A 12,587-nucleotide genomic window follows, 5' to 3' on the forward strand; every position below is an offset into this window, starting at 1 on the left:
TCCCCTTTATCTGTTTTGCGTATCGGCTTGCGGCAAAATGGCCTGACCGACCGCGTTGATCAGTTCGCTTTGGACAAACGGCTTGCGCAGAAAGCCGCAGGCGCCCTGCTGCTTGGCTTGGGCGGCCACGGTTTCCTGCCCCACCGCGGAGCACATGACGATCTTGGCCGCAGGATCGAGCGAGCGCAGATCGGACAGCACTTCCATCCCCGGCTTGCCCGGCATGGTGATGTCGAGCAGCACCAGATCGGGACGTTCGGCCCGGTACAGCGCGATCGCCTGCTCGCCGTCCGCGGCCTCTATGATATCGTGATAGCCCCCCTCGGCCAGCATACGCCGCAGAAGCCGCCGCATGAACTTGGCGTCGTCTGCCACTAGGATCTTAGCTGCCAATCTGATCATCTCCCTATTTATCATTTTAACCCAAGCGCGCGGGAATGCAAGAAAAGAAATACAAATGCGCTATGTTTGACGAAACGGCGCGTGGGGCGAAGCGAAAGCGAACCGCCGGATGCGCTCGGCCAGCGCGGCGGGGGTAAGCTGTTCCTCCGCGCCGCCCAGCCGCGCGGCCTCGCGCGGCATGCTGGGAGCGGCGCAGCTGCTTTCGCTTTGCGCAAGCCCCTGCCCGCCCGCCTGCCGCAGGTGCAAAAGCCCCTCGGCGCCGTCGTTTCCGAGGCCGGTCAGCACGATGCCCATGGCGCTGCCGCCCGCCTGTGCGGCAAGGCTTTCAAAGAGCCGGTCGGCCGAGGGGCAAAAGCCGTTCACCTTTTCCCCCGGCAGGCTGCGCAGGCGGTAGCCGTCCGGCTGGCGGACGACGGTCAGATGGCGGCCGTCCTCGGCTAAATAGACCGTGCCGTCCTCCACGACTTCGCCGTTTTCAGCCTGCTTGACGCGCATGGCGCAAAGCTCGTCGAGATAGTCGGAAAAGCGGGAGGAAAACCCGGTGCTGAGATGCTGCACGATGAGAATCCCGCAGGTATCCGGCGGCAAGTCGTTTAGGATGGAAAGCAGCACCTGCGGGCCGCCTGTGGAGGAGCCGATGCCGACAAGCCGTCCGCTGGGCCGGCGCGTGGGAACCGGTCCGGCGGGATCGTCGCGGTGGGCGGCGACCGATTTTACGCGGATCAGCAGCGATTTACGGAACAGGTCCATCGCGCGCGCATCCTGCGCTTCCGGGAGCGGCAGGATTTCGCCGTTTGCAACGCCGCCGAGCCAGTCGGGCGCGGCGCGGCAGATGCAGACGATCCGGCCGCCGCGACGCGCCAGACGGAGGAGCGCGGGCCGGCACCGCCCCCAAAAGTTGGGTGCATTGCCGATAAAGATCGCGAGGTCCGGCGTTTGGGCCGGATTTTCGCCGGCCCGCAGCAGCGAGAAGGCGAGCGCGCCCCGCTGCGCCGGGCCAAGAACGTCCAGCACCAGCTGCTGCAGCTCAGCCGATTCCGCCGCTAACGCGGCGCTGACCTTTCTCATGTCCATCTCTCCTTGCCTTTTGATAGATCGCCGGGCGGACGCAGGTCAAAAGCGTTTGCTCCGCGGGAAGCAGTTCGGTATGGCCGATAAACAGGTAGCCGCCTTTTTTCAGGCTGCCGGCTAGGCGCTGCGTCAGCTGTTTACGGGCGGCGTCGTTGAAATAGATCATGACGTTGCGGCACAGGACCAGATCATACTGCTCGTGCCCGGCATAGGGCCGCATCAGGTTCATTTTGCGAAAGGAGATCATTTTGCGGAGATCGTCGCGCAGGGTAAAGAAGCCGGTTCCGTCCGTCCGGCAATAGGTGCGGCGCCATGCCTCGGGCAGCTGTTCCAGCGCCTTGGAGGGATAGCGCGCCTCCATGGCCACCCGCAGCGCCTGTTCGGAGATATCGGTGGCCAGAATACGCACGGGCGGCAGCCAGCCGCCGTGATCGCGGTAAGCGGCCAGCAGCATGGCCAGCGTGTAGCATTCCTCTCCCGTGGAACAGCCGGCGCACCAAATTTGAAAAGAGGCGGCGGCAGGGGACAGCTGGGGCAGGATCTCTTGCTCCAAAAAGTCGAAATGGGCTTGCTCCCGCAGAAAAAAGGTGTAATTGGTGGTAAGCCGGTCAATCAGGGCGGCGGCGAGCCTGCCGGTCTTATCCGCCCGCATTTGGCTTAAAAATTCGGTCAGCGAAGAGATCTGCCGTTTTTCCATTTCCAGACTCATCCGACATTCCGCCAGCGTTCGCTTTTTGCTCAGATCGATCCCGTAGCCTTCGCTGATGTATGCCGTCAGGCGCTGAAATTCTTCATCGGTAAATTTGATCAATGTTCTCTTCCTCGAACACAAATTTTTCTGTTACCTCGTCCACGGCCAAGCCGCGCAGCGCGCCGCCGTCCCGCACCAAGACCACAAAACGGCGCTTGCCGGCCTTGCCGCGCGCCTCCGGATGTTCCAGCACGGGCACGATTTGCCCCCCATAATGCACCAGCCCGATTACACCCGCGGGCGCTTTGGGCACGTCGAAAACAGCCGGGTCGGATAAAATCTGTTCCACCTGCCGCCGGTCCAGCCCGTGCCATGCACCGTCTATTCTGATCATCATATCGCTTGCCCCGCTTCTTGACCCGAAATGGACAGCAGCAGTTCCGGCTCGGTCAAAAAAGCCGGCGCGCCTCGGTTTTCCATCCAGATCAGGCCTTGTAAAAAGGTGTTTTCCGGGCTTTTTACCGCGTCCGGCAGCGGTAGAATCGTATATGCGCCGGCGCTTATGGTATCGGTCACCTCGTCTACCAGCAGGCCGCACAGCGCGCCGTTCGTTTGCAGGATCAGGGCGTGCCGCTCTTCGTCCGCGCCGGGGCGGCCGAGTAGCCCGCGCAGAGAAAATACGCCGATGCGGCGGCCGTCCAGCAGCGCCACGGGCGCGTCGCGGGGGTCTTTTCGCTCCACCATAGCGTCGCGCAGCATATGGCTGGAAGTGATATACAGCAGCTGATCCATCGGCAGCCAAAAGAACAGGCTGCCCGAGCGCACGCAAACATAAGCGTTTTCATTGGGGGCTGATCCCATTTGCTTCACCGCCATTCGACAAAACCTTCTTGACCTATAGTATACAGGAAAATGCTTGCATTCTCAAGACATGCAAAAATAACATATATTGCAAAAAACCGCTGCCGGACAGGGCCGGGACAGCGGTTTTTTTTAATTCGGGTAGGGGTGCCGGACGCGGGTCAAACCGCGCCCAGCGTGATGCCGTCCGCGCCGAGATACAGGCGGCACGATTGCTCGATCGAGGTGATGTGCCGCGTTTCAAGCCCGATGGAGACCTTGACGCCGGGGAAAATGGTTTGCGCCTTGACATAGCAGCTTTTCATGCCGGCAAGCCGCCGGTCCATCTCTTCAAGCTCCTGCGCGCGCCTCCCGTGCTGGATGCGCAGCACCGACCGGCGCAGCTTATTCTGGTTGTACTTCGCGGTTTGGGCGGGGGAAAGGGCGTCCAGCCCGCGCAGGTAGGTAATGTTCCGCTCAAGCTGTTCGAGCTCGCGCGACATATCCTCCACCGCCAAAGAAGTTTCGGCTAGGCTTTGCAGAAAATCCGGGGTGGAGCCCACCACGATGCTGGTCGCCCGGTGGGAATTGGTGCCGATGATGCGGGCTTCCACGCCCTGACAGGCGGTGATCTCGCCGCCGATCAACACGCCGCGTCCCTGATTCGCCAGCACCTGCCCTTGGCTGACGACGGTGCAGTTGATGATGCTTTCGCTGCGAATGGAGCCGGTGGCGTCCACCGTGCAATTTTCCAAAAATTTAGCGGTCACCGACCCGCCCGCTTGGATCACGCCGCGCTGGTTGCCGTTGATGCCCCGGTAAAGGGTGACGTTGCCGCCCGCGATCAGCGTGCAGCCCTCCGCGATGCCGCGAATGGTGATATCGGCCGTGGCCTTGACCGTATAGCCTTCCAGCACGTCGCCGCCGATCACCACGCTTCCGATCACATCCATATTGCCGGTCGCGGCGTCCACGTTGCCGGGCACGGTGAGCACGGATTCCACGTTGAATTTGCCCGCCGCAAAGCTGATCTGGCCGTCTATCTCGGAAATGAGCGCGGTCTTTTCGCTGTTCAGGCGGGTGTGCCGCCCCATGGGCACCGTGGGCGGCTGGCCCTCGCGGCCGGGCAGGGTGGTGCCTTCCACGTCGCGGCCGTCCTGCGGGGGCACCGCCGCGACGATCTCGCAGATCGTATCGCCCGCGGCAATGTGATCGATCAGGTTGGTCTCTTTAAAATTGACCGAGCCGTCCGCGTTTTCGGTAAAGGAAATCTCCTTTGTGCGCGGCACACGGTCGATCACGTAGCCGTCCACGCCGTCCACGGGCAAACGCCCCCGGGCGACAAGGGCCATTTTCATATAGATATGGTCCTTCGCCATGGTATCGAGCAGCGCTTCATCGGTGCCGAATACCACGCCGCCGCCCTTTAGCGCGGAATCCACATCGTCCCGCGTCAGATCGGCGCCGCCGCCAAGGGGCGGAAAAAGGAACAGCCACGCGGAAAGCCGGTCGTCCGACAGGCGCAGGCTGTAGGTGGCGTCCACCGGGATACCGCACGAAGGGGCGGAGTTCTCCTCCGCGCCGTCCGGCGCGGGGGTCAGGTACTGCTCGGCTTCCTGCCGGAACTGATCGAGCGCGCGTTTTTCCTCCTGCGAAGGCGCGGCGCTATTCAAAAAGAAAAAACCGGGCTCCCATGCTTCGTCCGGCAATTCGCCCTTCCATGCTTCGTATAGGCGCAGCAGCGCGCCCGCCGCCGGCAGGGGCGCGGGGAGCGGGGCCGGCGCCGGCTCTTCGTCCGGCGTCGTTTCCGCCGCGGGCGGCGGCGTTTCCAAGCTGGGGCTGAAAAGCGCGGCGAGCCGGCTTTTCAGCGAGCGCCCCGGCTTGCCGCCGGGTGCGGATTCGTTTTGCTCTGTCATAGGAATCTTCCTTCCGTTTGGCGAGCGGTATTTTTTAGTGGTGCGGATTGGCGCGGACCTTTAAAACGGCCTTGATTAGCGCGTCGTACACGGTTTTGGCGGGGATGGTCTCGGCCATGGAATCCAGCCGGTCGGGGTCGGCCACCACGTATTTGGGCGGCAAATGGTTGAGCGAGCACGCGGCCACGTCGCGGCGGCAGCGGTCACAGCGGCAGCAGTTGAAGCGCTGGATCACCGTGTCCAGATGGCGCAGCACCAGACTTTCCATCAGGTTGACCGTGGATACCTGCTCTAACCCGGCTTCGGCGTTGTCCGACCGGGCGAACAGCCGGGCGCGCAGAACGGAAAGCTCGTCGCTCTCCTCCGGCGCGGGCGCGGTTTGGGTAAAGGGCGCTTCCGCCAGCGTTTTGCAGCGGGGCTTTGCCGCCGGTTTGGGTTTTGCGGGCGCGGGGACGACCGGTTCGGGCGCCGCCTCAGGCACGGCGGCCGGTTCGGGCGCCGGGGCCGCCTCGGGTTCGGGCTGCGGCGCGGGCGCGTCCGGCTCTTCGCCGAGCAGCGACGCTTCGGTCACGGGAGCGGAGAAGGGATTGTCCGCCAGCGCCGGCATGATCTTGCGGAACATCATGTCCCGATCCAGCACCTTTTTCGATTTCGCCATGGATTAGAGGAGCCTCCTCTCGAACAGCTCTTCGACCAGCTGGAGATAGTCCCTCACGGCGTTATTGCGCGGCGCGCATTCGACGATGTCCTGCTGCAGGGTCGTCATGGCCTTGCTGATCACGTTGCTGTGGCGGATTTTGGTATCGAGCAGGGGCATGCCCAAATGCTCGGCGATCAGCTGCGCGGTTTCGCAGGTGATGCGGGAAAGCTCCTCGCGCGGGTAATAGCGCACCAGAAACATGCCGCCTATGGTGAGCGTGGGGTTGAAAGCCCGCTGCACGCGCACGATGGTCTCATGCACCTGAATGATGCCTTGCAGGCTGTAGCCGTCCGCCAGACCGGGAATGAGCACCACATCGGAGGCCACCACGGCGTTGACCGACAGCGGCCCGAGCTGGGGCGGGGAATCGATCAGGATGTAATCGTAAAGCGGGGCCACGGTCTTGAGACAGTCGCGCAGGGCGCGCTCGCTGCCGGGGCCGGTAAATTCCCGCTCAATGTTGCCGAGCAGCGCGTCCGCCGGGATGATGTCGCAAACGGGAGCGTGCTGCACCGCGTCCTTGCAGGATACCTGATGCTTGAGCGCATCGTAAATGGAGGGGTGCTCTCTGGTATCCGCCCCCATGCTGAAGGTGAGGTAGCCCTGCGGGTCGAAATCCACGCTGAGCACGCGGTAGCCCTTGTGCTTCAGGCAGACAGAAAGGGCGTTGGTAGACGCTGTTTTGCCCGCCCCGCCCTTTTGGTTGATGAGAGAGATAATTTTGGCCATATCTGCACCGCTTTCCGGCGGGCCCCGATCGGCTGGGCCCTGCTATGATAATATTTTCAATTATAATATAAAAGCCGCGAAAAGAAAACAGGTACGGCGGATTTTTTGACGAAAAACAAAAAATTCCGCCGCGACCCTTTCATTTTTAGACGGTCTGTGTGATAATCTGAACAGAAGGGTTATGCGGCCTGAAAGAGGTGTTATTTTATGGATATTAAAGGTGTGCACGATATATACCAGCTGCGTTCGACGCAGAACAAGAACCTGACCGCGCGCCGCCAGCAGGCGGAGGGCGCGCAGGACGCCGCCGCCACGAGCGGCGACGTGATCGAGATCAGCCCCGAAGCGGCGCTGCGCGCAAAGCTCGGCGCTACTGCCAAGCCGGGCGCGGCCGAGCAAAGCATGGACGCCCGGCGGCTGCAAAGCCTGCGCCAGAAATATTTGGGCGACGCTTGCCCGGTTCCGGGCCGCGACGTGGCCGCCGCGCTGCTGAACCGGAGCATGCCGGAAGATAAGGACGGTGCCGAATGACGACCGAACTGCGCGAATATCTGGACGCCACCGCCCGGTGCGCCGACCAATGCGAAAGCATGCTTGGGAGCGAGCGCGAAAAGCGGCAGGCGCTGCTGGCGGGCGGCGGCCCCCGGCTGGAAAGCGTGATCAAGGAACAGCAGGCCGCGGTCATGTCGCTCGACGTGCTCGAACGCAAGCGGTTGGGCGCGCAGCAAGCGCTGGGCTTTTCGGAAGGGGCCACGGGCGACGAGATCGTCTCTTCCCTTGCCGATGAAGCCGCGAAAAGCGAGCTTGCGGCCCTGCTCACGCGGCTGCGCGCCGCGGCGAAGGAGCTGCGCGAGCTTAACCGTACCGCCATGGAGATCGCGGAAAAGCAGTTGCAGTTCCTCGGCCGGGCAAACGACGGCCCGACCTACCGGCCCGGACAGCAGCCGGGGCAGAATTGGAACGGCGGCGCCTCCTTTGAACAGAAGATTTAAATCATGACCGTACCTACTTATATAGATCGGGGGAATCACCTTGCGTCCATCTTTTCTTGGGCTTGAAACAGCCAAAAGCGCCATTTTCACCAACCAGAAGGCCTTGGATATCGTCGGCAACAACTTGGCCAACGTCAACACCAACGGCTACACCCGCCAGCGGGTGGATACAAGCTCCATCGCCTCCACCGCGTTCCGCACCAGAACGGCGGCCGGCCGGGTGGAGCTGGCGGGGCAGGGCGTGGAAGCGCTGGGCGTGTCCCAGACCCGCGACTCCTTTTTGGACAAGCGCTTTCGCGACGAATACTCCAAAACCAGCTACCACAGTCAGGCGGCCGGTATATTGGGAGAAATCCAAAGCGCCCTTGGCGACGGCAGCGACCTAACGGCCGATTCCGGCCTGCTGGGCGCGATTCAGCAGCTATACACCAGCTTAAACGATTATGCGGGCGACCCGACCATGGATACGCAGGCCAATCTGGTGCTCTCCGCTTTTCGCAACGTCACGCAGGTATTGCAGCAGATGGACAGCAAGCTCACCGGCGTGGCCCAGCAGCAGATTTACGACCTTGGGGTCAACGCGGACCGGGTCAACGATATCGCCGCGCAGGTGGCGAGCCTAAATCAGCAGATCGTGGGCGACGCCGCGGCCACCTCCGGTCTGGACAACGAGCATTACCGCGCCAACGAGCTGCTCGACCAGCGCAACCTGCTGCTGGACGAGCTGGCCGGCTACGGCGATATCAGCGTCAAGCAAAAGTCCGACGGCTCGGTCGACGTCGATCTGGCGGGTCACGCGCTGGTTTCGGGCGGCGACTACAACAAGGTGTTTCTCACCCAGAATGAGGACGATACCGTCAGCCTCAAATGGCGGGGCAGCGGCGAAAACGTGCGCCTGTCCGGCGGCTCGATGCAGGCGGCGCTCGATTACTTGAACGGCCGGGGCAGCAATGTGCAGAGCCCGAACGAGACCTCCAAGCAGGGCGTTTTGTATTACCGCGACCGGCTGAACCTGTTTGCAAACCAGCTCGCCAAGGCGGCCAACAATACCATTCCAGAACTGGGCGCGGACGGCAAGCCCCAAGTGGATGGGAACGGCAACACCGTTTATAAGACCCTGCTGACCGCGGGCGGCTCGGACAACCCGAAAACGCAGGTCTCGGCCGGCAATATCTCAATCAGCGAACAGTGGACGAATGGCGGGGCCGGGTATTTCATTTACAATAAGCAGGAGAACGCGCCGCAGTACGCGCAGCAGCTCGTCACCGCCCTGACCGGGCAGGACAGCACCTTTGTTTCGTACGGCGAGCAGTTCACCGGCACCTTTGAAGAATATGTGACCGATTTTATCACCAAGCTGGGCGCGGATCAGGCCTTTGAGACCGGACGGCGCGACGCATCCGCCGAGGTGGCGGACGATTTCCTCAATCGGCGGGACGAGATCTCCGGCGTGTCCAAGGACGAGGAGACCACCAACATGCTGATGTACCAGAAATCCTATGAGGCGGCGGCCCGCATGATGACCACCATGGACGAGCTGCTCGACGTACTCATCAACCGCACGGGCCGCGTGGGCCTGTAACTTTGGACAGGAGCGAACGAACATGAGAGTAGCCGATCGCAGCACGGCCAGAAATTATCTGACCTATTTGAATAAGGCCAAAAACGACTATGCCAAGACCAACGAACGCGTGGCGTCGGGCGTGCGGTTCAAGGATATTTCCGAGGACGTTTCCGCGGGTTCGCGCGTGATCCGCACCAAGACCGACCTGTATAAAGCGCAGAAGCAGCTCGACAACGTCAAGGGCGTGAACGAGGAAATGACCACCACCGAAAACGCCATGACCGATATTTCCGATATCCTAACCGAGATCCATAACGTCAAGGTCACGGCTGCCAAAAGCGAAAACGCCGGCGCTTCGGGCCGCTCGGTCATCGCGGGCGAAATCAAGTCGCTCCAGCAGGAGATCTTGCAGTTCGCCAACACGCAGTACGGAAAAAAATATGTGTTCGGCGGCACCAACAGCTATACCGCGCCCTTTACGCAGGATAAGGATACGGGCAAGCTGCTCTACAACGGCGTGGACGTGGACAGCATCCAGAAGGACGACGCGGGCTATTTCTACGAGGTCACCGATCCGGACACCGGCGACAAGGTGCGCAAAGAGATCCCCATGGATGGCGATGTGTATATGGACGTGGGCCTCGGCATTAAGATGAGCGGTCCGAACGTCGATCCGGACACGGGCTTTTTGATTTCCTTCTCCGGCTTGGACTTTTTGGGCTTCGGCACGGACGCGGACGGCCTGTCGAACAATATTTTCAATATCCTGAACGAGGTGCGCGAGAGCATCGGCACGTACGACGCGGAAAAGCTGGACGCGGCGGACGATAAGCTTTCCAAGCTGACCGACGGCTTCCGCACCCACCTGACCGATATCGGCGCGCGCACCGGCTTTCTGAGCACCATTGAGGGACGGCTGAGCGACACGGTGGACAGCTATTCCCGCCGTATCAGCGACCTGATCGGCGTGAACGACGCCGAGGAAGCCACCAACCAAAGTATGAACGACTATGTGCTCAAGGCGGTCTTGCAGATGGGCTCCCGGATCTTGCCGGTATCCCTGATGGACTTCTTGGGTTAACGCCCGCGCTTTTCACTGTGGGGTGATGAAATGCAACTGTTAGAGATCACGACAACGCCGGTCCAGTACGAAATACAGGTGGAGCACGCGCGCCTCGAACGGCGGCAGGATCACCTGCCCACGGCGGAGGTGGAGCACACGCCCGCCCGGGTCGAGCTGCACAGCCAAAACGTGCAGCTGCGGCTGGACTCCTATGAAGCGCGCCGCTCGCTCGGCATCGAGCGGGTCGGGGACCGCATCCGCGCCCGCGCGCAGGAAGGCATGCGGCATGTCCGGGAAAAGACCCGGGAATACGTCGAGATGGGGCAGGCCATGTCCCGCGTGGAGGACGGCGCGTCCATCAAGCAGATCATTCGGCAAAAGCTGAAAAGCGGCGCGGGCGAAATGTATACCGCCTTTTTGCCCAGCGCCGGCGCCGAGATATCTTGGGTGCCGAACCGGCTGGAAACGCGGGTCGATCCGGGCCAGCTGCATTATGATTGGAACGAGATGCGCCATGCGCTGAATTATGTGCCGGGAAGCGTGCGGCTTCAAATTTTGCAGTATCCCAGCGTGGATATCCGCTACACCGGCACGCCGCTGTACTTCCCGCCGTCCTCGGCGCCGGAAACAGCCTAAAGGATATTTATTATTGAATGGCGCGCTGCGGCGCGGGAGTTTTTACACACGCTGCGTACAGGAGGATGCCCCATGACCATAGAGACCCGAGAATTCGGTTTGATCGATTTGGACGAAGCGCGGATCGTGGAATTTGTCCAGCCCATGTTCGGCTTTGAGGACCGCCGCCGCTTCGCGCTGCTGACCGATCCCGCGCTTGGCCCGCATATCGGCTGCCTGCAATCGCTGGAAACGCCGGAATTGTGCTTTGTGCTGATGGACCCTTCCGCGCTGCGCGTGCCCTACGCGCCCAGCATTCCGGACGAGGCCGCGCGGGCCTTGGGCGAGGGCGAGTACGACTGCTGGGTCGTGACGGTGCTCGGGGCGGATATACAGCATTCCACCGTGAATTTAAAAAGCCCCGTTCTGGTCAACTGGGCGACCGGACGGGGCATGCAGCTGATACTGGATCAGGATTATCCGGTCCGCTGCCCGCTGACAGGGGAAACGGAGGCGGGGCCATGCTGATCCTGACGAGAAAGACCGGCGAATCCTTTTTGCTCGAACTGCCGGGCGGCGAGACGGTGGAGATACAGGTGGCCGAGCTGACGGGCAATCAGGCCCGGCTGGGCATCACCGCCCCGGCGAGCTGCCGCATCTGGCGCGCCGAGCTTTACCAGACCGTGCAGGCCAACCGGCAGGCGGCCGAGGGCGTTTCCGCGCTGCGCGGCCTTGCGCGCCAGCTAGGCGGCAAAGAAGGGCCCGCCTAAAAGCACTTGCACGCGGTCTGCGCCCACTGCCGCAGGTAGGCTTGCAAGGCCGAGGATTCCTCGGCGCTCAGGCCGGACAGCGCGCAGCGGTAGGCGGGCGTGGGCCCGAACAGGATCGACCGGATGACGCGCGCCTCGCAGGCGGGCAGGCCGGTCGCGGGTTCAAAGGCCAAATGAAGCGCGCTGCCCTCCTCGAGCGGGGGCCTGCAATCAAGCAAAAATTCGGCCTCGCGCCGGGTCAGCGAGGTAACGGTCACCTCGTACTGCCGCTCCTTCGCCGGGCCGGAAAACAGGCGGCGCAGCAGGCCGGGATCGGCCCCCGCCGGCACGGTGACGCGGGCGGGCAGGGATAGGCCGGTGCAGTATACCTCCTCCGCGCCGGGGAGCACCTCGTCCTCCACCGAGACAAGGCGGAGCAGGTGTTTGTCCGAAAGATAGGTTTGGCCGAAAAAGCGGTGGATCTCCCGTCCGCCGTTTACGCGCACCACCTGCATGGGCGTGCCGACCGGATAAAGCGGCACAAAGTCCGCGGTGAAGGTGACCGTGCGGTCGGCGCGGGAAACACGGGCGCGTCCTTCTGCAAGCGGCGCGCCGTTTTCATCTTTTAAATAAGCGGGAAATTCAGTTTCAATGGTTCCATGCAACATGGGACGCCTCCTGCGAAAGTGGGATAGATTTACCCAAATCATAACACAGCGGGGCGGAAATGAAAAGCCCCCGGCCGGGGAAAAGGAAGGGAAAACTGTGGACGGACGGAACAGGCTGCTGGCGCTGCTCGCGGAAAAACGCGAGCGGATGCTGGAATGCGAACAGGCAACGGAAAACTTATGCGCCTGTCCGGCCGAAGAGCTGGAGGGGCAGGTCGCAAAGCGGCAGCGGGCGCTGGACCGGATCGCCTCGCTCGATCTGGAAATACGGGCGCTGGCCGTTGGGGACGGCGCGGCGCGGGCCGCGCTCAACCACACCTGCGGGCGCGGCGAGCTGCCGGACGAATTGGCCGAGCTGTACGACGCGTCGCTCGCGGTAAAAACAGTGGCCAGCCGCATTTTGCGGGTGGAGGAGACCGTCCGCCTGCGGCTCGAAAGCGAGCGCCTGCGCGCGCTCGAGCAGCTGCAAAAGATGAACAGCAGCGCCTCCGCCGTGGCCGGACGCTATCACCGGTCGGTGCAGACCGGCGTGACCCGGCCGCCCGCGCCGGGGCGGGAGAAAAAAGTGTAAAACAGCCTTTCGTTTT

Annotated in this window: 17 protein-coding genes; 8 read left to right on the top strand and 9 right to left on the bottom strand. The window is 62.3% G+C overall.

Annotated elements, in window-relative coordinates:
• Window positions 1–6: 6 nt before the first annotated feature.
• From RWV98_RS00475 to RWV98_RS00510, 8 genes are all read right to left on the bottom strand, one after another.
• Window positions 7–393 carry a response regulator gene (locus RWV98_RS00475; protein ID WP_317863047.1) on the bottom strand — a complete coding sequence of 129 codons (387 nt, stop codon included), beginning with the start codon at window positions 391–393 and terminating at the stop codon, window positions 7–9.
• A gap of 69 nt (window positions 394–462) precedes the next feature.
• Complete coding sequence (locus tag RWV98_RS00480; RefSeq protein ID WP_317863049.1) at window positions 463–1,470, bottom strand: CheB methylesterase domain-containing protein; 1,008 nt, start codon at window positions 1,468–1,470, stop codon at window positions 463–465.
• On the bottom strand, window positions 1,430–2,284 hold the full coding sequence (locus RWV98_RS00485; protein ID WP_317863051.1) for a CheR family methyltransferase: 855 nt from the start codon (window positions 2,282–2,284) through the stop codon (window positions 1,430–1,432). The genes RWV98_RS00480 and RWV98_RS00485 overlap by 41 nt, the downstream gene beginning before the upstream one ends.
• Window positions 2,265–2,561: a chemotaxis protein CheW gene (locus RWV98_RS00490; RefSeq protein WP_317863052.1), complete on the bottom strand. Its 297-nt coding sequence runs from the start codon at window positions 2,559–2,561 to the stop codon at window positions 2,265–2,267. The genes RWV98_RS00485 and RWV98_RS00490 overlap by 20 nt, the downstream gene beginning before the upstream one ends.
• Complete coding sequence (locus RWV98_RS00495; RefSeq protein WP_317863054.1) at window positions 2,558–3,040, bottom strand: chemotaxis protein CheW; 483 nt, start codon at window positions 3,038–3,040, stop codon at window positions 2,558–2,560. The genes RWV98_RS00490 and RWV98_RS00495 overlap by 4 nt, the downstream gene beginning before the upstream one ends.
• A 146-nt stretch (window positions 3,041–3,186) precedes the next feature.
• Entirely contained in the window at window positions 3,187–4,920 is a 1,734-nt protein-coding gene (locus RWV98_RS00500; protein ID WP_317863056.1) for a DUF342 domain-containing protein, read from the bottom strand.
• Window positions 4,921–4,954: 34 nt separating this feature from the next.
• A complete protein-coding gene (locus RWV98_RS00505) occupies window positions 4,955–5,578 on the bottom strand; it encodes a late competence development ComFB family protein (RefSeq protein ID WP_317863058.1) in 624 nt (207 codons plus the stop codon).
• Window positions 5,579–5,581: 3 nt separating this feature from the next.
• Entirely contained in the window at window positions 5,582–6,349 is a 768-nt protein-coding gene (locus RWV98_RS00510; RefSeq protein ID WP_280962964.1) for a ParA family protein, read from the bottom strand.
• A gap of 207 nt (window positions 6,350–6,556) precedes the next feature.
• Here RWV98_RS00510 and RWV98_RS00515 point away from each other — a divergent pair, with 207 nt between their 5' ends.
• The 7 genes from RWV98_RS00515 (at window position 6,557) to RWV98_RS00545 (ending at window position 11,353) form a co-directional block, all read left to right on the top strand.
• The gene (locus RWV98_RS00515) at window positions 6,557–6,880 is read left to right on the top strand and encodes a hypothetical protein (RefSeq protein WP_280962963.1); all 324 of its coding nucleotides are present in this window, start codon (window positions 6,557–6,559) and stop codon (window positions 6,878–6,880) included.
• Entirely contained in the window at window positions 6,877–7,341 is a 465-nt protein-coding gene (locus RWV98_RS00520; RefSeq protein WP_280962962.1) for a flagellar protein FlgN, read from the top strand. Before RWV98_RS00515 ends, RWV98_RS00520 begins: the two co-directional genes overlap by 4 nt.
• A 40-nt stretch (window positions 7,342–7,381) precedes the next feature.
• Window positions 7,382–8,923, top strand: a complete 1,542-nt coding sequence (flgK, locus tag RWV98_RS00525) for a flagellar hook-associated protein FlgK (RefSeq protein ID WP_280962961.1) — start codon at window positions 7,382–7,384, stop codon at window positions 8,921–8,923.
• 22 nt (window positions 8,924–8,945) lie between these two features.
• On the top strand, window positions 8,946–9,986 hold the full coding sequence (locus tag RWV98_RS00530) for a flagellin N-terminal helical domain-containing protein (protein ID WP_280962960.1): 1,041 nt from the start codon (window positions 8,946–8,948) through the stop codon (window positions 9,984–9,986).
• 30 nt (window positions 9,987–10,016) lie between these two features.
• Window positions 10,017–10,604 carry a DUF6470 family protein gene (locus RWV98_RS00535; RefSeq protein WP_280962959.1) on the top strand — a complete coding sequence of 196 codons (588 nt, stop codon included), beginning with the start codon at window positions 10,017–10,019 and terminating at the stop codon, window positions 10,602–10,604.
• A 72-nt stretch (window positions 10,605–10,676) separates the two neighbouring features.
• Window positions 10,677–11,111 (top strand): flagellar assembly protein FliW, encoded by a 435-nt coding sequence (gene fliW, locus RWV98_RS00540; RefSeq protein WP_317863061.1) that lies wholly within the window; start codon window positions 10,677–10,679, stop codon window positions 11,109–11,111.
• Complete coding sequence (locus tag RWV98_RS00545; RefSeq protein ID WP_280962957.1) at window positions 11,105–11,353, top strand: carbon storage regulator; 249 nt, start codon at window positions 11,105–11,107, stop codon at window positions 11,351–11,353. Before fliW ends, RWV98_RS00545 begins: the two co-directional genes overlap by 7 nt.
• Here the strand turns inward: RWV98_RS00545 and RWV98_RS00550 are convergent.
• A complete protein-coding gene (locus RWV98_RS00550; protein WP_317863063.1) occupies window positions 11,350–12,000 on the bottom strand; it encodes a hypothetical protein in 651 nt (216 codons plus the stop codon). The two genes, RWV98_RS00545 and RWV98_RS00550, sit on opposite strands and share 4 nt — an antisense overlap.
• 97 nt (window positions 12,001–12,097) lie before the next feature.
• Here RWV98_RS00550 and RWV98_RS00555 point away from each other — a divergent pair, with 97 nt between their 5' ends.
• A complete protein-coding gene (locus RWV98_RS00555; protein ID WP_280962955.1) occupies window positions 12,098–12,571 on the top strand; it encodes a hypothetical protein in 474 nt (157 codons plus the stop codon).
• Window positions 12,572–12,587: the final 16 nt, after the last annotated feature.

It is taken from the genome of Agathobaculum sp. NTUH-O15-33 (assembly GCF_033193315.1).
GTDB lineage: Bacteria > Bacillota > Clostridia > Oscillospirales > Butyricicoccaceae > Agathobaculum > Agathobaculum faecihominis_A.